Origin of the sequence: Shewanella sp. NFH-SH190041 (assembly GCF_024363255.1) — a bacterium.
Lineage (GTDB): Bacteria > Pseudomonadota > Gammaproteobacteria > Enterobacterales > Shewanellaceae > Shewanella.
In genome coordinates this window covers 3,392,623-3,412,941 of record NZ_AP026070.1, presented here as the reverse complement: position 1 = coordinate 3,412,941, position 20,319 = coordinate 3,392,623, and the positions used below count along the sequence as shown (strand labels likewise).

14 protein-coding genes are annotated in these 20,319 nt (G+C 51.1%); 5 read left to right on the top strand and 9 right to left on the bottom strand.

Annotated elements, in window-relative coordinates:
• Window positions 1–780 precede the first annotated feature (780 nt).
• Window positions 781–2,133 carry a tRNA 5-hydroxyuridine modification protein YegQ gene (yegQ, locus tag NFHSH190041_RS15160; RefSeq protein ID WP_261922586.1) on the bottom strand — a complete coding sequence of 451 codons (1,353 nt, stop codon included), beginning with the start codon at window positions 2,131–2,133 and terminating at the stop codon, window positions 781–783.
• Window positions 2,134–2,391: 258 nt separating this feature from the next.
• On the opposite strand from yegQ, the gene NFHSH190041_RS15155 reads away from it, so the two are divergent.
• Together NFHSH190041_RS15155 and NFHSH190041_RS15150 are read left to right on the top strand one after the other, a co-directional pair.
• Window positions 2,392–3,240 carry an HDOD domain-containing protein gene (locus tag NFHSH190041_RS15155; protein ID WP_261922585.1) on the top strand — a complete coding sequence of 283 codons (849 nt, stop codon included), beginning with the start codon at window positions 2,392–2,394 and terminating at the stop codon, window positions 3,238–3,240.
• Window positions 3,241–3,279: 39 nt separating this feature from the next.
• Window positions 3,280–5,166: a putative bifunctional diguanylate cyclase/phosphodiesterase gene (locus NFHSH190041_RS15150; protein WP_261922584.1), complete on the top strand. Its 1,887-nt coding sequence runs from the start codon at window positions 3,280–3,282 to the stop codon at window positions 5,164–5,166.
• Here the strand turns inward: NFHSH190041_RS15150 and NFHSH190041_RS15145 are convergent.
• Window positions 5,107–5,436, bottom strand: coding sequence for a DMT family transporter (locus NFHSH190041_RS15145; protein WP_261922583.1), 330 nt, complete (start codon window positions 5,434–5,436; stop codon window positions 5,107–5,109). The genes NFHSH190041_RS15150 and NFHSH190041_RS15145 overlap by 60 nt on opposite strands.
• A 458-nt stretch (window positions 5,437–5,894) precedes the next feature.
• Here NFHSH190041_RS15145 and NFHSH190041_RS15140 point away from each other — a divergent pair, with 458 nt between their 5' ends.
• The gene (locus NFHSH190041_RS15140) at window positions 5,895–6,320 is read left to right on the top strand and encodes an OsmC family protein (protein ID WP_261922582.1); all 426 of its coding nucleotides are present in this window, start codon (window positions 5,895–5,897) and stop codon (window positions 6,318–6,320) included.
• Between the two features lie 212 nt (window positions 6,321–6,532).
• Here the strand turns inward: NFHSH190041_RS15140 and NFHSH190041_RS15135 are convergent, their stop codons facing one another.
• From NFHSH190041_RS15135 to ettA, 7 genes are all read right to left on the bottom strand, one after another.
• Window positions 6,533–7,531, bottom strand: coding sequence for an FUSC family protein (locus tag NFHSH190041_RS15135; RefSeq protein WP_261922581.1), 999 nt, complete (start codon window positions 7,529–7,531; stop codon window positions 6,533–6,535).
• Between the two features lie 206 nt (window positions 7,532–7,737).
• Window positions 7,738–10,896, bottom strand: a complete 3,159-nt coding sequence (locus tag NFHSH190041_RS15130) for a multidrug efflux RND transporter permease subunit (protein ID WP_261922580.1) — start codon at window positions 10,894–10,896, stop codon at window positions 7,738–7,740.
• Entirely contained in the window at window positions 10,896–11,990 is a 1,095-nt protein-coding gene (locus NFHSH190041_RS15125; RefSeq protein WP_261922579.1) for an efflux RND transporter periplasmic adaptor subunit, read from the bottom strand. Before NFHSH190041_RS15125 ends, NFHSH190041_RS15130 begins: the two co-directional genes overlap by 1 nt.
• A gap of 507 nt (window positions 11,991–12,497) precedes the next feature.
• Window positions 12,498–12,803, bottom strand: a complete 306-nt coding sequence (locus tag NFHSH190041_RS15120; RefSeq protein WP_261922578.1) for an antibiotic biosynthesis monooxygenase family protein — start codon at window positions 12,801–12,803, stop codon at window positions 12,498–12,500.
• 177 nt (window positions 12,804–12,980) lie between these two features.
• Complete coding sequence (locus tag NFHSH190041_RS15115; protein ID WP_261922577.1) at window positions 12,981–14,393, bottom strand: DUF1501 domain-containing protein; 1,413 nt, start codon at window positions 14,391–14,393, stop codon at window positions 12,981–12,983.
• Window positions 14,394–14,404: 11 nt separating this feature from the next.
• On the bottom strand, window positions 14,405–16,168 hold the full coding sequence (locus NFHSH190041_RS15110) for a DUF1800 family protein (protein WP_261922576.1): 1,764 nt from the start codon (window positions 16,166–16,168) through the stop codon (window positions 14,405–14,407).
• A gap of 197 nt (window positions 16,169–16,365) precedes the next feature.
• Window positions 16,366–18,033, bottom strand: coding sequence for an energy-dependent translational throttle protein EttA (gene ettA, locus NFHSH190041_RS15105; protein WP_261922575.1), 1,668 nt, complete (start codon window positions 18,031–18,033; stop codon window positions 16,366–16,368).
• 433 nt (window positions 18,034–18,466) lie between these two features.
• Between ettA and glyA the strand changes: the two genes are divergently transcribed.
• Window positions 18,467–19,720 (top strand): serine hydroxymethyltransferase, encoded by a 1,254-nt coding sequence (gene glyA / locus NFHSH190041_RS15100; protein ID WP_261922574.1) that lies wholly within the window; start codon window positions 18,467–18,469, stop codon window positions 19,718–19,720.
• 105 nt (window positions 19,721–19,825) lie between these two features.
• On the top strand, window positions 19,826–20,275 hold the full coding sequence (gene nrdR / locus NFHSH190041_RS15095) for a transcriptional regulator NrdR (RefSeq protein WP_261925148.1): 450 nt from the start codon (window positions 19,826–19,828) through the stop codon (window positions 20,273–20,275).
• The last annotated feature ends 44 nt before the right edge of the window (window positions 20,276–20,319 follow it).

The following is a 20,319-nucleotide window of genomic DNA, read 5'->3' as shown; positions in this document are numbered from 1 at the left end:
GAATCCACATGACCATAAATGCTAGTAATATTATACGAGTATAATATTACTAACTAAAAATAACAGAATACACCAATCTCCAGCGCAACTAGATAAATGACCGTTGATGACAAGGCGAATACTTATCTGTGATAAGTGAGCTTATGAGCGCAGTACAGGGATGTACTGCTGGCATTTATTCAGGGATGAATTTGGTCATCGACGAGCCATCAGGGATGATTTTACGGCGAGTCATTTGGTCGGTTACGCAGTAGCCTGCGGCAGGCAATGGACAACACCTATGTAGGCAACAGTAGGTGAATGAAATTGTCAGCTCAGAAATCATCAATGAAAACAAAAAGCTACAAATCTGTAGCTTTTTCCATTTTACGACACAGCGAAAGTTATTACTTCGCTGAATGCGGATTTCGGGAACTCTCCTTTCTCTTCTCCCTTTTATTATTCTCCATTACTTACGGGGAGCACCAATCTCCGACGTAACTGGACAAATGACCGTTGATGACAAGGCGAATACTTATCTGTGATAAGTGAGCTTATGAGCGCAGTACAGGGATGTACTGCTGGCATTTATTCAGGGATGAATTTGGTCATCGTCGAGCCATCAGGGATGATTTTACGGCGAGTCATTTGGTCGGTTACGCAGTAGCCTGCGGCAGGCAATGGACAACATCTATGTAGGCAACAGTAGATGAATGAAATTGTCACCTCAGAAATCATCAATAAAAACAAAAAAGGCTACCAATCGGTAGCCTTTTCCATTTCATGATACAGCGAAGGTCATTATTTCGCTGAATGCGGATTACGAGTATCCATCCCTTCAGGCAGGTTACGCAGCAAAATACCGGCTTTTAAGTCCAGATCCGCAGGAACTGGCATATACACGGTATGACCACTGCCAAGGCCAGCTTCCACGGCTTCCCCTTTACGGTTTTCCAGCGATTCCAGCGTCAGATTGATATTGCCCTGTGGCGTCATCATCTCCAGGCTGTCACCGACCAAAAACTTATTCTTCACTTCAATCTCAGCCATACCTGCCGCATTGCGGTTACCGGTGAATTCACCAACAAACTGCTGGTTGTCACTGATAGAGTGGCCATATTCATAATTCTGGTACTCATCATGTACGTGACGGCGCAGGAAGCCTTCGGTGTAACCACGGTGAGCCAGACCTTCCAGACGGGTCATCAGGCTGCGGTCAAAGTCTTTACCGGCGACGGCATCGTCGATAGCCTGACGGTACAATTGAGCGGTACGGGCCACATAGTAGAAGGATTTGGTCCGGCCTTCGATTTTCAGCGAGTCGATGCCCATCTTGGTCAGACGTTCGATATGCTGAATGGCACGCAGATCCTTAGAGTTCATGATGTAAGTGCCGTGCTCATCTTCAAACGCTGGCATATATTCGCCCGGACGGTTGTTTTCCTGCAGCAGGAAAATCTTGTCGCTTGGCGTACCTTCACCCAAGGTTGGCGCCGCTGGCTGAATCGCCACAATATCACCGGCATCATTTTGCGTGGCTTCATGGGCATCGTACTTCCAGCGACAGGCATTGGTGCAGGTGCCTTGGTTCGGGTCGCGCTTATTGATATAGCCTGACAACAGACAGCGGCCAGAATAGGCCATACACAGCGCGCCGTGAACAAACACTTCCAGTTCGATATCCGGACAACGTTGGCGGATCTCTTCAATCTCATCCAGTGACAACTCACGGGACAGGATCACCCGCTTAATGCCTTGGGATTGCCAGAATTTTACTGAAGCCCAGTTAATGGCATTGGCTTGCACAGACAGGTGCACCACCTGATCCGGGAAGGCTTCCCGCACCATCATAATCAACCCCGGATCAGACATGATCAGCGCATCTGGCTGCATGGCTACCACAGGCTCCATATCGCGGATATAGGTTTTTAGCTTGGCATTGTGGGGGGCGATATTGCTCACCACATACAGCTTTTTGCCCAGAGAGTGTGCTTCCTGGATGCCCTGTGCCAGATTTTCCATTTTAAAATCGTTATTGCGCACCCGCAGACTGTATCTTGGCTGGCCGGCATAAACGGCATCTGCCCCGTAGGCAAAGGCATAACGCATGTTTTTCAGTGTCCCGGCAGGGGACAGAAGCTCAGGTTTAAACATAATCACTCTCTGTTGGCTGGGCGCTTATCATCAGTGCTGCACGGCAGCAACCGGCTCGGGTCAAGGGAGCAAGCGCGGGGGCGGCATTTTACTCAATCGCGCCGCGATGGGCAAATTCTGCCATCGCCTTATAGGTGGGCTAACTGCGCTCAGGGTAAGCATAAATTGACAGTAAAAGCTGATCAGGTCCGACTGCCCGCAGGGCTGCCTTGTGTATATACTTGGGCGATGGATGATTTTTGTGCAATGGAGAGTGCGATGGCGGAAATACAGCAAATGTTGGTCAGTCTGCTGCGGCGGCTGAAGGATGATAGCTTGGTATTACCCACCTTACCCGAGGTAGCGATGCAGGTGCAGGATATTGCCGGTCGCCCCGAAGCCGGGTTGCGGGATGTAGCCGGGATTATCGGCCAAGATGCCGCCATGTCGGCCCGGCTTATCAAGGTTGCCAATAGTGCCCTGTATGGCCGGGGGACGGCAGTAGACAATGTCAGCGCGGCGGTTAACCGAATTGGGCTGGTGCAAATCCGCAGCATCGCCACCTCAATTGCCATGGAGCAGCTGTTTATCTCCACCAATGAAATGGTCTGGCAGGTGATGGATGAGGTGTGGCAGTCTTCGGTGGATGTGACGGCCGCTGCGCTGGCACTGCTACAGTGTTGCCGCGAACAAGATGCCATCCCCGCCGGGATAACAGGGCTCAGTAGTGAGACACTGGCTTTGAGCGGGTTGGTACACAATATTGGTGCGCTGCCTGTGCTGACTGAGGCGGAGGCTAATCCTGAGCTGTTTACCGCCATAGAGACATTGCGCGCCACCGTGCGCCGGGTACAGGGGCCGCTTGGTGGCGCAGTGCTGAAAAGTTGGGAGTTCAGCCCCAATGTGATCACCGTGGTGGAGCGTTTTGCTGATCCTGCCTATCTGCCATCACAGGTGTCTTATCTGGATTTTATTCGCGCCGCAGCATTATTTACCGGGGAACTTCGCCCCAGTGCAGCATTGCGATTGGACACTTTTGCTCGCCGAGGATTGCCTGTTGCTGCGGAGCAACTGACTGATGACACCTTCCTTGAACGTTATCAGTCTATCCGTCAGAGTTATCAATAACCGTGTTTGCAGGTCGGTAACATCAATAACAGGAGCCCCATGATCCCCATATTCAAAGATGGCCTCACCCCGGACATGCTGCCGTTACTCCTGCTGGTAGGGCTTATCCTGCTACTGGTGTTGCTGCAGGCTTGGCTGCTATGGCGCTACCGCCAGTTTTTACGCCGTCTGACCCATACCCTGAGCCATCGCAGTTTGCCAACCACCGCCCTAGGGCTTGAGCGGATACCGGCTCGATTTCGCCCCCTGTGCAGCCAATTGGATGCATTAATTACCCGACAGCAGGGGCAACATGGGCGTGATAAGCTGACCGGCCTGCTTAACCGGGTTGGTTTTAAGGCCATTATTGGCCAAACCCTGACATTAGGACAGGTACCTGAGGGAATGTCTGGTGCGGGGTTGGCTGAGGCTGTCGCGCGAAATCAGGCCAATAATAACGGGCATACTCATAGTGGGAAGCGCCACGATAATCATTGTCACCATAACGCTAGCCATAACGCAGAAACTGCGGCTGCACTAAATAGCTACAGCAGTAACAGCGGTAGCAAGACAGGGAGTAAAGCCGGGCTACGTGCGGCTAACATCACCGCTGGCGGGAGTGCAACTGACTCACTGGCAGAGCAGGGCACATTAGTGCTGCTGGATATTTACCGCTTTCGCTATGTCAACGATCTGTTCGGGTTTGAATTTGGCGATACCCTGCTGCGAGCCTTTGCAGAGCGATTAAATAAATTGCAGCATCCCCCGGCGTTACTGGCCCGGTTAAATGGGGATGAATTTGTGCTGTATTGGCCGCAGGCGGTGGACCGGCAACAGATTATGCGCTTGAAAGGTCGGCTGCAGGTCCCCTTTGATATTCAGGGCACGCCAGTACGAGTCCGGGTGCAATTTGGTGTCCTCTCCCGGCCACATTTTGATACCCACCCCAGTATTTTGTTGCGCCGGTTAGATTTGGCGCTGAAAAAAGGCCGTGAGGCCAAAGATCTGATTGGCTTTTATGCCGATGGGGATGATACCCGGCAGCACCGGGAGCTGACCTTAATCAATAGCCTGCCCAAAGGGCTCATTAGCGGCGAGTTTTACCTAGTTTTTCAGCCTAAGCAAGCGGTTACTCACCTTGACGCTTGCCCTGATGCGGGGCTGCCCGATGGCGCGCCACTGCAGGTGGAAGCATTGCTGCGTTGGAATCACCATTTATTGGGGGCGGTGTCTCCCGCGGAGTTTATTCCGCTGGCAGAATATGCCGGCATGATAGGGCTGGTAAGCCGCTGGACGCTGACCAGAGTGCTCGAGCAACAACAAATTTGGCGCAGTCGTGGGGTAAATGTGCAAGTGGCGGTAAATTTGTCTACCCGGGATTTAACCAATGACACCCTGTGTGAAGATATCAGTGCGCAGCTGACGCGTTTTGAGTTGCCAGCCGATGCCCTGATGATTGAAATTACTGAAAGCACCTTGATGGCCAATATCGACAAAGCGCTGCATACCCTGCGACGACTGCGAACCTTGGGGGTGAAGCTGGCGATAGATGATTTTGGCACCGGCCATTCATCATTAGCTTACCTGAAGCATTTGCCGGTGGATGAGGTCAAAATTGATAAGGCGTTTGTGGCGGATCTGCTGACGGATCCCCAAGCCGGGCACATTATGGAAACCAGTATTATGCTGGCGACCAAACTGGGGTTTGAAGTCACAGTTGAAGGGGTGGAAACACCTCAAGTGCAGCAGGTGCTTATCCGTATGGGGGCCGATAAACTGCAAGGAGATCTGATTGCGCCGCCAATGACAGCTGAGGCATTAGAGCATGATTGGTATCAGCCTCTTGCTGCGCGGGCGGCTGATGCCCAGTCAGCCGCGCCCCAAGACTCAATGGCCGCTCATGCGGGAGAACAAGTTGATAATCACCACGCCAACCAAGATAAATGACATGCCGATCACGGCAGGTAAATCCGGTTTTTGCCCATACAGTACAATGGCTACCAAGGTCACCATCACAATGCCGATTCCCGCCCAAATAGCATAAGCAATCCCCACCGGAATGGTCTTCAGCACCAGTGACAGACAGTAAAAAGCAATGGCATACCCGACCAGCACCAAGATGCTGGGGATCGGGCGGGTAAAGCCGGCGCAGGCTTTCATGGCACTGGTGGCAATCACTTCAGCGACAATGGCGATGGCAAGGTAGAAATAACCCATGATGAACTCTTCTGATATTTTTCAAGCGGCGCATTGTGCCTGAGCGAAAACCGGCTGTCACCTGCTCACATCTCCCTCAGTGCTGCGGATTGATATCCATCCGGGTAATGTTTTGTTAAGCCTATGAGATACAAGAGGTTACACCTGTACTATCTGGCTAAACGGTCAAGGCAATCTATTTTGTTGTCACACTCGCGACAGTGTTTATTCGAATTGCTCTGCTTTAGTGTGTTTTAGGCTAGCCAGTCATCGTTGTCGTAGGGCTGCACCTATCTCTGTCACGGTTTGTTGCCATTCAGTCTATTAAAATCAATTATTTACCCTTGCCAGCCAGTTGTTGCCAGCGTATGCTTTTTCGCATTAGATTTTTCTAATGGCTTTAAACGTACCGCTGGCACGCTCTTAAGGATGGGGTGGCAAGCGGGCTGAAAATGAATAACCAGTAAAGAGGTAACATCATGGCTGAAAAGATTGTTGAAGTGCACACTCATATGGGCAGTGGCTGGAAGGTGACCGCTCAGGTACGTAATCACCATTTAGTGATTGATCAGCCCACTGCCACTGATGAAGGGGCAAATCCACTGGAAACTTTTTTATTTTCCTTGGGCGGCTGTATCTCGGCGATTGCCCGTATGGTGGCACGGGAAGAGCGTATTGAGCTGCGAGGGTTAGACGTGCATGTGCGCGGGGAAATGAATAGTGCCGGCTTGATGGGGCAGCCAACGGATGATCCTGTGGGATTTAAGCGTATTGAACTGAGTGCCAGCATTGATGCCGATATGACAACTGAAGAGAAAAATGCATTTTTAGATCGGGTTTGTCACCGTTGCCCGGTGCATGACAACCTGCTACATCCAACGCTGGTGGAACATAGCATCGCTTAAGCTGATTCAGCTGCTTGATGTTGCTTACTCAACTTAATATTGCCTAAACCGAGGGCGGCAGTGCCGATGTGATTACGTCAGTCAGGTTCCCCAAACCGCCCTGCAAGCCGATATAGCCCAAAGGCCACCGTCTCTATTGAGCGGTGGCCTTTTTTGAGCAGTATTGCAATGTGATTGTCAATCATCGGGCCAGAGCTGGTGACGATAACAAATTACTCTGTGGTTCGCTCCGGCCACCAATGTTTGGCAAAACGCAGCAATACCAAGGCAATGGCTACCCACATACAGCCAATTAAGGTATCGAAAAAGCGCCAGCGCAGCAGGGTTAAATCACCGCCTTGGTGGGTCATGGCGATATCAATCACCAGCAATACCACGAGGGTTATCAATAAACTGAACCATTGATAACTTTGGCGCAGCAGGGTTGGGATCAATAGCGCCAGTACCGTAATCAGCGGCGGAAAGAGTGGCCGCGGGAGCCAGAGCACCGCCACATAAGCCAGTCCCACCCCGAGTAGTGTACCAATCATCCGCTGCCGCAGTCGGGTCCAGGTGTTAGCATCATTCACGTGCATCACAAACAGTACCGTCAGCCCAACCCAAGCTGCGTGCTGGGCATGGAGCATATCCGCCGTCAGCGTAGCGGCAAGAATAGTGATAGGTAGGGTGAGGCCAAATAGGGGGCCATTGATATCGCCCGCCATCAGGCGGTGCAGCTCATCGGCCGGTGACCAGCCGCTATTATCATCCGGTTGCAACCAGTCGCCCAATAAACTCAGCATAAAGGCCCAGATAGCGCCGACAAAATAAGCCAGCGCGACTCCTGCATTGGTGGGCAGCCCCATATCTGCCAATAACATGGCGGCAGCGATAAATTTCGTCAAAAGACTGAGGTAGGCCTGATCAGACTTAGGCTGTCCCGCCAGATATGCAATTAGCACCAGTGCGGCAATCGAGAGACCTTTGTGGCCGACGAGCAATACCCCAAGGCCTGCAGACGCTATCATCAGCAGCATGCCACCAAGAATCGCTGCCGCCTGCCGTTTAGGACTGCGGTGGGGATCTAGCCGCAGGGAAAACATCGCGCCCATCGCCATATAGGCGAGGATATTCGGGGCGTTGACGAAATAACTCAGACTCAAAGGTAGCCCCATGGCCAGGGCATAAGCGCCACCCCGAAGCCATTCGGAGTGGGAGGGCAATTCAATCACACAGGTGTCTCATCATATATTCAGGCGCTTATGATATAAGCCAGCCTTAGTGATGCATGCCCTATGAAAGAAAATTAATCCCGCTTAGCGGTGTTTCGCTGCGTGGGATATCGAGAATAAGCCACTTAACAGCAGGTGAGATAACCTGCTGTTAAGCACTTGGCACTGCCCGGCCGTGGGGGCAAGCCGGGCAGTGCTCGTTGTGATTACTTTGATGTGATTGGCGCTGATGCCTTGGGTGGCACATCATCTGCAGTGGCGGTTTCTGCCAATGCGGCCTGTTGCAGTTGTGCTAGCCGGTCAGCGACATACCCTGGTGAATGGGTGCGCCCTGAGATCAAGCGATACATGGCCGGGATAACAAACAGGGTCACTAACGTCGCAAAGGCCATACCAAAGAACACAACAGTTCCCACGGCAATGCGGCTTTCAGCGCCGGCTCCCGTACTGATAATCAGCGGCACAGCGCCAGCCAGCGTGGTAAAGGCCGTCATTAATATCGGCCGTAATCGGCGCGCCGAGGCGTCAATAATGGCATCGGTCAACGCCAGTCCACGATCTCTGAGTTGGTTAGCAAATTCGACAATCAAAATGCCATTTTTGGTCACCATACCAATCAGCAGGATCATGCCGATCTGACTGTACAGATTCAGTCCTTGTCCAGTCAGTGCCAGCCCCAGCAGGCCCCCGAAAATCCCCATGGGCACAGTAAACATCACGACCAGCGGGTTAATAAAGCTTTCAAACTGAGCCGCCAGCACCAGATAGGCTACCAGTAATGCCAAGGCAAAGGTGATCCCCATGCTGCTTTGGTTTTCTTTGAAGTCCTTGGATTCTCCGGCATAGCTGATACTGATATCCGCTGGTAGCATCTCAATGGCGGTATTATCAAGAAAATCCAGCGCTTGCCCCAAAGTATAACCAGGGGCCACATTGGCCTTGAGGGTAATGGATTTTTGCTTATTGCTGTGGCTAAGCTTTTGCGCTGACGCCACTTCTTCCACCCGGGTCAGACTGTCCAGTGTCACCAGTGCACCGCTTTGGCTACGCAGGTAAATTCGGCTCAGATCCGTAACGGAATTGAAGTGATCCTCATCCCCGCGCAGATAAACATCGTATTCTTCGCCGCGCTCCACATAGGTGGTTTCACGTTTTCCCCCCAGCATCACTTCCAAGGTGTCCGCAATATCCCGCACACTGACCCCCAGCTCTGCTGCCCGTTGACGGTTGATGGTCACTAACAGCTCTGGCGTGGTTTCGGCATAATCCAGATCCACATCCGTAATAATCGCCTTCGGGGCTTTTTCTGCGGCCAGTTTTAACGCATTGGCCCAGTGATTCAGCTCTTGGTAATCACTGCCCCCCAGCACAAATTGCACCGGCTCACTAGACTGGCCACGAAAGCCCGGCAACATGGGCCAAACTTTGACGTCAGGAATATCTTTCAGCGCTTTGGTGATGATTTTCAGTGCTTCAGTGGCATGCACATCCCGTTTTTCCCAGTCTTCCAGCAACATGATCACAAAGCCGGTTTGATCCCCGGCGCGACCACCAAATGCCGGCGCCTGCATATTGAATGAGCGCAGTACCCCTTGTCCCAGCAATGGCAGCAGCCGTTGTTCGACCAGATCCATATTCGCGGTCATGCGATTATAACTGGTGCCTTCTGCTCCTTTAACAAAGGCGAACAGTACGCCGCGATCTTCCGACGGCGCCAGTTGGGAGGGCACGGTTTTGGCTAACATCACGCTGCCAGCAATACAGGCAATGATCACCACAGGGGCGGCAAAGCGCAGTCTAACCGCTTGGGCAACCGCTTTACGGTATCCCTGTTCTAACCTAGCAAAACCCCGGTTAATTAATCGGGTAAAGCTGCCGGGTTTTACATTGGCTCGCAACAGATAGCTGGACATCACAGGGGTGAGCGTCAGAGCGATCAGCGATGAGAAAATCACCGACATGGTTAACATGACGGAAAACTCGGTAAATAACAGCCCGACCATGCCTTCCATAAAGGAGATAGGCAAAAACACCATCACCAGCACCACTGTGGTGGCGACCACGGCAAAGCCTACTTCCCGGGTACCGTTAAAAGCTGCCAGCAGCGGAGGCTCACCTTTTTCGATATGGTGGAAAATGTTTTCCACCACCACAATGGCATCATCCACCACCAGGCCGATTGCTAAAATCAGTGCCATCAGCGTCAGCAGGTTGATGGAATAGCCAAACAGGTAAGCCGCGATAAAGGCGGAGATGAGTGATACCGGCACGGTAATGGCCGGGATCAGAGTTGCCCGCAGCTGACCGATAAAGATATACAGCACCAACACCACTAGCGCGCCGGTGAAAAACAGTGTGGAGTACACCTCTTTAATGGAGCGGTCGATAAACACAGTACTGTCATAATTGACCTTTAGCGTGGTGTCGTCGGGCAAGAATTTCTGCATTCGCGCGACTTCAGTGATCACCCGCTGAGCCACCTGCAACGGGTTGGCATCCGATTGGGTAATAATGCCGATACTCAGATTGACTTCACCATCACTCTTAAAGGAGGAGTTTTCATTTTCGGCCCCGATATAGACCCGGGCGACATCCTTGAGGTAAATGGGTTGCCCGTTGTCACTGCGGCGCACCACCAGATGACGGAAATCATCCACATTTTGGTATAAGCGCTCGGTACGCACCGCCATCACTGTGGTGTCATTGCGCACCTCTCCGCCCGGAGCTTCAACGTTTTCCCGTCGCAGCGCTGCGGTAATATCTTGGGCGGTAACCTGACGGCCAGCCATTAATTCCGGCTCTAACTGGACATACATCACCTTGTACAGGGCGCCGGTGAGGCTGACGGAGCTCACGCCGGAGATCAAGCTGAATCTGTCTTCCAGTACCCGCTGGGCATAGTCAGTCAGTTGGGTGCGATCCATCCGGTCCGATTTTAAAATCAGATAAACATCGGGCCGACCTGAGCCATTATCCCGAGATACTACCGGGTCTTTGGCATCTTCCGGCAAACGGCGCTGAGCTCGAGCAACGGCATCACGGATATCACTGACCCCTTGGGTCAGATCCCAGTTCATTTCAAAGTTCACTGTAATGCGAGACATGCCATTACGGGTCACTGAGGTCACTTCATCAATGCCGGAGATCCCGGTAATTTCATCTTCCAGCACCTGGGTGATCTGGCTTTCCATAATCGCCGCCGAGGCACCTTCATAACTGGTCATTACTGTGACAACCGGGCGTTCAAAGTCAGGCATTTCCCGGACGGACAGCTTGCTGAATGACACCAGACCGAACACACACAGCAGCAGTGACAGCACCACTGCGACAACAGGGCGTTTAACGGAAATATCAGATAACAACATCAGCTACGGGCTCCTGATTGGGGTTGGCCGGTTTCATGTTGCGCCAGCACCTTTACCTTGAGGCCATCGCGCATATTGACCAGTCCCTGTACCACGATGACATCATTGATGTTGAGGCCGGAATTAATCAGTACCCGATCACCAATTCTGGCACCCAAGGTCACTTCAGTGCGTTGTACCTGACTATTATCAGCTACCCGGTAGACATAGCGCTTGGTGCCTGAGTATTCCAGTGCTTGCACCGGGATGGCTGCCTGGGTTACGGCTGGCAGTGGAATATCTGCCGCCATCATCATGCCCGGCATGAGTTTCAGCTCGGGGTTCGTCAATGCTACCCGTACAGTCAGGTTCAGACTCTGGGGATCGACTCTGGGATTGATGGCGGTGATCTGCCCGGTGAAGTGACTATTGGGCCAGGCTTGGGCTGCTGCGGTGACAGCCATGCCACGGCGCAGTCGAGAGAGATACTGTTCAGGAACCGCCAGATCCAACTGTAGCTGCCCTAAATCATCCAGTGTGAGTAGTTGCTCACCAGCATTGACCATTTTGCCTTGGCTGAAATCCACAAGTCCAACATGCCCGGCAAAGGGAGCACGCACAGTGTGATAGTCCAATTCGGTGCGGGCAGCATGAAATCTGGCTGTGGCGATGGCGGTTTTAGCTCGCTGGGCATCAATCTCGCTCTGGCTGATAGCGTCAGATTTAGCCAGCTTGGTAAATTCAGCCAGCTTGCGCTCTTCATCCTGCAACTGGGCACGGGCTTCATCTAATGCAGCCTGTGTTCGACCAGCATCGAGACGAAACAGTGGTTGATCCCGTGTGACCCGTTGATTATCACTCACGGCAATATCACTTATACGGCCGGTGACCATAGGCGCTAAGGTGACTGATCGCTTAGCGGTGAGTTTGCCAATGACACTGACAGATTCTGATAATGTTTGTTGTTCAACCAGGCCAGTGACCACCGCCACTTGTCGGCGTTCAGCTGCCCCTTCAGGGTTGGCATACAGCTTAGGGCTAAACAGTCCCAAGCAGACCAAAAAGACAATGGCGAACAGGGACAGGGGTAACAGTGGACTATTGGAGTTTTTCATGGCCTCTTTTCTCACAAAGCAGCAAAAATGCCCATTTGGGCAAGCCATTCTATAAAATCACAATAAAAAACTCGGTAAACTTGGGTAAATTTACCGCTGAATTATCTATTTTTGTGAGAGTTGTCACTGAGTAAAAAGAGAGGTGTAACAGGATATGTCTAAGGGTTTCAGAGTGTTTCAGTTATTTCAGTTTATCCTTGATACATAACATTAGGATAAAAGTCCGTACTCACTATTGATTTGCACTTAAATGGTCAAAATAAATGTTTTTAACCACTAGTCTTGCTGCTTAACGACTGCCGTAGTACTACTAACAGTACATGTAATGAGCAAGATACTCAGCAAAAGAAGCTAACCTCAAAATAAAGTCAGACCCTAGGTAATAAGGTAAGCCGGAAAGTGGCAAAGGAATTGATATCTGTTTGCTATAGCGCGGGATGGCAGTAAGGAATAGCTGGGTAATTCATGGCACGCCAATACATTGCGCGCCATGCTTATCGGTCAGGGTTATAGCACTACGTCAAAACATTCTAATTTGGCCGGTCCTGCGTAGATATCTCTATGCTGTTTGCCCGCATTGGCATGGGCTTTTTTAAAGGCATCTGATTGGGTCCAAGCTTCAAATGCGGCTTTGGATTCCCACACTGCATGGGAAGAAAATAGTGTGTAATCGGCTTCACTTGGGCCACGTAGCAGGTGAAACTCTTTAAAGCCAGGCACCGTGTCTAGGTAGCTGTCCCGTCCAGCCCAAACATCAATAAATTCTTGCTCGCAGCCGGGTTTGATTTTAAAGCGATTCATAGCGATATACATAGGAAAGCTCCTGTGGTGAAAATGAGAGGTATAAGGACTTTATGCCTAATGCTATTCACCCTAGAGCCTTTGTTATCGCTCAGCAAGTTAACAAACCGTCATATCTCCATGTAGTAAAAATTTATACGGGGTTGATTCGATCAAGAAGATTCTTATTACCTCGATGAGGAGATAGCTTTAGCGCATAAAGCCCAATCTGCCATTGAAGTTAGTCAGGTTGGGGAAGAGCTGCAGAATTTGAGTGTCATTTAAGCCCATCCAAGTGGCAAAATCCGCCGCATATTGATCGATAGCTGAGGTAGGTACTAAGCGACCGCCGCCGATATCCTGAGCATGGTCAAATTCACTGACGGGGATATCGCCATATATGGTGGCGCCCTTGACCGCGCCGCCCACCACAAAATGGTGTCCCCCCCAGCCATGATCTGTGCCATCGCCATTAAAGGCCAATGTGCGTCCAAAGTCTGATGCGGTAAAGAGGGTTACCTGCTCGCTTAATCCGGCATCTTCAAGGGCGGTATAAAAAGCGCTGATACCAGTGTCTAGCATGGATTGTAACGCTGGCAGGGTTTGTGGTTGTTCCGAATGGGTATCAAACCCGCCCAGCGAGACGACAAAGACCTGCCGATTGGCGACGAGTGTATCTCTGGCGTTAATGGTGGCAAATACCCGTTTTAGCTGGTTCCCCAGCCGGTGATTAGGAAATGCAGCGGTCACTTTTCTGACATCGACGGCTTGGTTAAATAGCACATTAGCTTGTAAAGCATTGTGTTGTAGCGTGGCAAAATCTGCTTGGAGCAGGTTTGCATATTGGTCTTGGGTAAAAAAGTAGTTGCTCAGATTCTCCGGTAATCCGGCAACTGAAACCGCATCAGTGCCCAGATAAACTTGGTTAGGATTAGGTGCGCCACTAATACCAGATTGCAGTAGCACAGGTTGCTGCGCTTTGCCGCCAATCAGGTGATAGGGGGTGGTTTGTTGTCCCGTGATTAACAGCTCGCCACTGGACATTGAGATAGCTGAAAAAATATTGCGTTGACTGATCCCTGCATTGATCAACGCATCTTGGGTTTGCCCCGCCCAACCATATTGCGCCCCTTCGGTATGGCCTGACATCCAGGTCGATTGTTGATCATTGTGGGAAAACAGTCTGGCGGGTAATTTGGCGGTTTCATTACGGATTTGTGCTGCGGTGACTGGCTCCAATAGCGGGCCCAAATTGCCGACAATGGCCGCTTTGCCGGTTTGATACAGATTGTGTAACCCCGACATTTCTGGCGGCAGGGCAAACTGCCGGCTGCCAAATCGGCTCGGTGTGCTGATAGGGCTAAGATTAGCTTGGCTGCGGGGCGTGGCGTATTGATTTAACATGGCTGAACGGATCTGCGCCCAACGGTTATAGTTCTCGTTGTCATAAGGGATGACGGTGTCATGGCAATCCATACCACCATAGAGAAACACACAGACTAAGGCTTTGTAGTCATTTGTCGCGGCCAATGCTTGAGGACTGCCAAGTAAAGCGCTAATACTGGTTGTGGTGGCAGCTGCGATAGAAGTTGCGGTCAGCTTGAGAAAATGTCTTCTTTTCACCTTGATTGCTCCTATCTTTGGATCAGGTAATCCACCGAGGTCATTATCAGTACAATTGCCAGCGGTACTCTGACGGCCTCGGACTCAGTATCTGTGAGTAGTTCAACGATTTCTGCTTGTTTTTCTGCGCTCACTGCCCCACCGGTTAACAGATTATTGAGATGTGAGACCAAGGCTGAAGGCGTATTGGCCAGCGCCAATTCAGTGTTATAGCTGGTGGTAAAGCGGGATGGCGCAAGCTCAGCTTGTAGTGGCACCCCGATTTCTTCAAAGGTCTCTGACATGGCAGGGACATCAATTAAACGCTGCTGATTGAAGACAAAGTACGTCATAAAGTTGATATACCCTGGGATTGAAGTGGCGTTGGTAATTTGTAATTCCGGCGCGACCAATCCCTGCGCGGCGGACTCAGAACCTGGTGCTTTATACCCGGGGCGGAAGAAGTTAAACACGCTGGGAGAACGGTACGGATGTTGTGCTAAGGCGGTCGCTAAGCTGGTATTCCAGAGTTTGAACAGATATTCAGGCTCAATATTGGTGGCATTAAATGCCCGGGCCCAGTGGGTAAAACGTATGATCGGCTCCCGCAGTTTGCCCCCTGTGCTGGCCGCTAAGTTGGTGCTTTCAGTATCAAACAAAATAGCGGCCAAGGTAGCGCTAAGATCGCCCCGTTGCCCCGTACCTACCTGTTGACCACTAGGCAGTTGATAGCTGCCATTGTTAAAGGCTTGCGCCACCGTATTGATGTAATCAGGGCTTGGGTTACTGGTCACCAGACGTTGAATAAGCTGTTTACTGATAAAGGGGGCTAGATTGGGATGGGCAAAAATAATATCTAATGCTTGGGTGATTGAATCATCAACTTGGGTATTTTCCGGTATCACAGCCCCAAGAAAACGTTTTTCTTTGTTGGAATGATCCTCTGGGAAGCTGGCCATGGGGGAGGTAAAGGCCGCTACGGGCGATTCTTCCAGTTTGGTTTCATCCAAATTTAGTCCGGTAAAGACCCTTGCCAACCCCTCAATATCCGACGAGCCATAGGTTTCTTGCGGTTGACCCTCGGCATTGAGTCTGGCGCTGCCATCCATATTCAGTAAGGTCACGCCCAGGGTGAAAAGTTGTAGTAGCTCTCTGGCATAGTTTTCATCTGGTTTTCGCCCTGTTTCATCATCCCCCTTCAGGTTACCTAAATAGGTCAGGTAAAAGCCCATGGTAGGTGAGTAGGTGACCTGCTGTAATAACTGCCGATAATTGCCAAAGGCATGATTAATCAAAATATCCTGATAGCTGGCAATAGCTTGGGGATAGTCAGCTAGCTCATCATTAGTGGCATTAGATACCACCAGAATTTCTGACAGGGCAAAGGCCATGCGCTGACGCAATTGATCTTCGGCGCTTATCGCATTATGCCAAAAGGCGAAGCTTGAGCTGGCCATGGTGAATTGGCCGGGTTCTTGATTACGGGTATCTTTTTCAACCTGAGGCAATAATAGACTGGCTGGCTGGGCGATTTGCTCGGTAAACCAGGCTTCTCGTCCCTGCTGCTGCACTTGCGTTATTTGCGCTGGTGAAGCGCCAAATGTAGCCCGATTTAGAAATTTAACTGCGTTATTGTAGGAAAGTTGTGGATCTGGAGCTGGTTGAACTGGGGGCGTCGGTGGCGGTGTTACCCCATTAGTGTTGTTACCATCACCGCCACCACAGCCGAAAAGCGAGCTGGTTAATATCAGTAAACACACCACAGTTCTAACGGATCCCATCTGAGCGATTGTCATGATCTGACTCCTGTTGTTTCCTGATATCCTCAAAGGGATCGCTTATGGTGATAACCCCCAGTTATCCTTGCTGTTCAAAACATAAATGCTGTTAGTCGGCTTTTCTATAATCCTTTTAACTATAGAATTGCTTTTTGATCTCAAGAAGAAATAAAAAAACCGGCACAAGGCCGGCTTTTTATTGAGTGGGTATGAGATTATTTACTCATGCGTTTGTACTTAAGACGATGAGGCTCAATCACATCTGTGCCACAAGTGTCTTTCAGCCAAGCAGAATATTCTGTGTAGTTACCTTCGTAGAAGTTCACCTTGCCCTCATCTCGGTAATCGAGAATATGGGTACAGATACGGTCCAGGAACCAACGGTCGTGGGAGATCACCATGGCACAGCCCGGGAATTCCAACAGGGCTTCTTCCAGGGCCCGCAGGGTTTCCACATCTAAATCGTTGGTCGGTTCGTCAAGCAGCAAGACGTTACCACCGGCCTGCAGCAGCTTGGCTAGGTGAACACGGTTGCGCTCACCACCGGACAGTTGACCGATGATTTTTTGCTGATCGCCACCCCGGAAGTTAAAACGACCTACATAGGCACGGCTGGGGATTTCCATATTATGGATGCGCATGATGTCCTGACCGCCGGAGATCTCTTCCCACACGGTATTTTTATCATTCATGGAATCACGGAACTGCTCAACCGAAGCCAGTTGTACGGTTTCACCCACATCAATGTCACCGCTATCAGGGGTTTCTGCCCCGCTCAACATCCGGAACAGGGTCGATTTACCGGCACCATTAGCACCGATAATGCCAACAATAGCCCCTTTAGGCACACTGAAGGAAAGATCATCAATCAGTACCCGACCGTCATAAGACTTGCTCAGATTGCGTACTTCAATGACCTTGTCGCCCAGACGTGGCCCGGGTGGAATAAACAGCTCATTGGTTTCATTGCGGCGCTGGTAATCGTTATTGTTCAGCTCTTCAAAACGGTTCATCCGCGCCTTACCCTTGGACTGACGGCCCTTGGCCCCCTGACGCACCCATTCCAGTTCTTTGGCGATGGTCTTTTGGCGGGCGCTTTCTGCGGCAGACTCCTGCTGCAAACGGGCATCTTTCTGCTCCAGCCAGGAAGAATAGTTTCCTTCCCACGGGATACCTTCACCGCGGTCAAGTTCCAAAATCCACCCGGCGGCATTGTCGAGGAAGTAACGGTCGTGGGTAATAGCAACGACAGTACCGCTGTAGTCTTTTAAGAAGCGCTCCAGCCAAGCCACAGATTCCGCATCTAAGTGGTTGGTCGGTTCGTCCAGCAATAGCATGTCTGGCTTTTCCAGCAGCAGTCGACAGATGGCCACCCGGCGGCGCTCACCCCCGGACAGAACCTTAATTTTTGCATCCCACTCTGGCAGACGCAGGGCATTGGCCGCCCGTTCCAGCGCGTTATCCAAGTTATGGGCATCATGGGACTGGATAATGGCTTCCAGTTCACCTTGCTCTTTGGCCAACGCATCGAAATCGGCATCAGGCTCAGCATAGGCTGCGTACACTTCATCAAGACGGGTCAGGGCGTGTTTAGCTTCTGCTACCGCCTCTTCGATCGCTTCACGGACAGTCTGTTCCGGATCCAGTTTCGGCTCCTGGGGCAGGTAACCGATTTTGATGCCGGGCATTGGCCGGGCTTCACCTTCGATCTCGGTATCGATACCCGCCATAATGCGCAGCAGTGTTGATTTACCGGCACCGTTAAGACCCAGTACACCGATTTTGGCGCCTGGGAAGAAGCTTAATGAAATGTCCTTGAGGATCTGCTTTTTGGGTGGCACGATTTTCCCCACCCGCAGCATGCTGTAAACAAACTGAGCCATGTATTGTTTCCTGTGTTTAAAACTGACCGCAGTTTACTAAATTGCATCCCCCCCTGCCAGCGACTACCCCACAGAGTCAGTACTGTAATAGCAAGGCTTTGTTAGGCGAAGATGAACACTAAGTCGACAGCTAAAGTGGTTAAAAGTGGCCATTTGCGCATGTTTGCACGTATTTTGCGCTGATAAATAAAGTTTACGCTTGGGCGAACAGCCCGGTGGCAAAATATTCCCACCGGGCTGTAGGGCGCGATTGGCTTAACAAGCGTTGGTTTTGTAAAGAAAATTACCTCGGCTATTGCCTCGTAGCCGGGCAAAAATCCCCCCGGGCAAGACTGTGATTGTGATCAATAGCAGAGTAGAATACGGCGCAATCAAACGGAACCGAGTTACGGGGCAGTTTCGTCAACCATCAGTTTTACAGCCGGAGTGAGCAATGCTGAAAAAAGACATGAATATCGCGGATTATGATCCAGATCTGTTTGCGGCAATCGAGGATGAGACCCGCCGTCAGGAAGAGCATATCGAACTGATTGCTTCTGAAAACTACACCAGTCCGCGGGTGATGCAGGCTCAAGGCTCTCAGTTGACCAATAAGTACGCCGAAGGCTATCCAGGTAAGCGTTATTACGGCGGCTGTGAGTATGTTGATCGGGTAGAAACCCTGGCCATTGAACGGGCGAAACAGCTGTTCGGTGCCACTTATGCCAACGTGCAGCCTCATTCCGGTTCCCAGGCGAATGCCGCCGTGTATATGGCGCTGTTGCAACCGGGCGATACCGTTTTGGGCATGAATCTGGCCCACGGTGGTCACCTGACCCATGGTTCATCGGTTAACTTCTCTGGCAAGCTGTATAACATCGTACCTTACGGTATTGATGATAATGGCAAAATTGATTACGACGAGCTGGAAACCTTGGCGTTGGAGCACAAGCCGAAGATGATTATCGGTGGCTTCTCAGCCTATTCAGGTGTGGTTGATTGGGCGCGCATGCGTGAGATCGCTGATAGAATCGGGGCTTACCTGTTTGTGGATATGGCGCATGTGGCTGGTTTAGTGGCTGCGGGCGTTTATCCAGATCCGCTACCACATGCCCATGTGGTTACCTCGACTACCCATAAGACGCTGGCAGGCCCTCGTGGCGGCATTATCCTTTCTGCGGCCGATGATGAAGATCTGTATAAGAAACTGAATTCTGCTGTATTCCCAGGCGGTCAGGGCGGCCCACTGATGCACGTGATTGCCGGTAAAGCCGTGGCCTTTAAAGAAGCGCTGGAGCCAGAATTCAAAGCGTATCAAGCGCAAGTTGTCGCCAATGCCAAAGCCATGGTTGAGGTGTTCCTGCAGCGCGGTTACAAGATTGTCTCCGGTGGCACTGAAAATCACCTGATGCTGGTGGATTTGATTGATAAAGGCATTACCGGTAAAGAGGCCGATGCGGCTTTGGGGCATGCCAATATTACCGTGAATAAAAACTCTGTACCGAATGACCCTCGTTCACCTTTTGTGACCTCAGGGATCCGTATCGGCACCCCAGCGATCACTCGCCGTGGTTTTAAGGAAGAAGAAGCCAAATTGCTGACCGGTTGGATCTGTGACGTGTTAGATGACGTTAACAACCAAGCTAACATTGAGAAAGTAAAGCAGCAGGTACTTGATTTGTGCGCTAGGTTCCCTGTTTACGGTTAACCTGTCGTCACAAATAGGATAGACTTTGATGGCCGTCGGGTGCGCAGTGCATCCGACGGCCATTTTGATCTGAGTAAACCGAATTACCGCACCGCCGGAGGCTTAATGCACTGCCCGTTCTGCAACGCAACTGATACTAAGGTGATCGACTCTCGTCTGGTTGGCGAAGGCCATCAGGTTCGTCGACGCCGTGAATGTACCGCCTGTCATGAAAGATTCACTACCTTTGAAGGGGCGGAGCTGGTCATGCCGAGGGTGATCAAGCGTGATGGCAGCCGGCAGCCTTTTGATGAGGAAAAACTGCGGGGTGGTATGTTAAGGGCAGTGGAAAAACGGCCCGTATCCATGGATCAGTTGGAGCAATCGCTGAGCAAAATCAAATCCCTGCTGCGGGCAACCGGTGAGCGGGAAGTGCCATCAGAGATGATTGGCAACCTGATGATGGAGCAGTTGATGCACATGGATAAAGTTGCCTATATCCGCTTTGCATCGGTTTACCGTGCATTTGAAGATGTGTCCGAGTTTGGCGAGGCCATTGCCAAACTGCAAAAATAAGTTGCAGCCGGGCATTTTGCCCGGTTTTATTTATCTGGGTTTCC

Coding starts and splice junctions, on each gene's coding strand:
- yegQ (WP_261922586.1), bottom strand. CDS start 2,133: ATGTTTAAACCTGAGCTTCTGTCCCCTGCCGGGACACTGAAAAACATG.
- NFHSH190041_RS15155 (WP_261922585.1), top strand. CDS start 2,392: ATGGCGGAAATACAGCAAATGTTGGTCAGTCTGCTGCGGCGGCTGAAG.
- NFHSH190041_RS15150 (WP_261922584.1), top strand. CDS start 3,280: ATGATCCCCATATTCAAAGATGGCCTCACCCCGGACATGCTGCCGTTA.
- NFHSH190041_RS15145 (WP_261922583.1), bottom strand. CDS start 5,436: ATGGGTTATTTCTACCTTGCCATCGCCATTGTCGCTGAAGTGATTGCC.
- NFHSH190041_RS15140 (WP_261922582.1), top strand. CDS start 5,895: ATGGCTGAAAAGATTGTTGAAGTGCACACTCATATGGGCAGTGGCTGG.
- NFHSH190041_RS15130 (WP_261922580.1), bottom strand. CDS start 10,896: ATGTTGTTATCTGATATTTCCGTTAAACGCCCTGTTGTCGCAGTGGTG.
- NFHSH190041_RS15125 (WP_261922579.1), bottom strand. CDS start 11,990: ATGAAAAACTCCAATAGTCCACTGTTACCCCTGTCCCTGTTCGCCATT.
- NFHSH190041_RS15120 (WP_261922578.1), bottom strand. CDS start 12,803: ATGTATATCGCTATGAATCGCTTTAAAATCAAACCCGGCTGCGAGCAA.
- NFHSH190041_RS15110 (WP_261922576.1), bottom strand. CDS start 16,168: ATGACAATCGCTCAGATGGGATCCGTTAGAACTGTGGTGTGTTTACTG.
- ettA (WP_261922575.1), bottom strand. CDS start 18,033: ATGGCTCAGTTTGTTTACAGCATGCTGCGGGTGGGGAAAATCGTGCCA.
- glyA (WP_261922574.1), top strand. CDS start 18,467: ATGCTGAAAAAAGACATGAATATCGCGGATTATGATCCAGATCTGTTT.
- nrdR (WP_261925148.1), top strand. CDS start 19,826: ATGCACTGCCCGTTCTGCAACGCAACTGATACTAAGGTGATCGACTCT.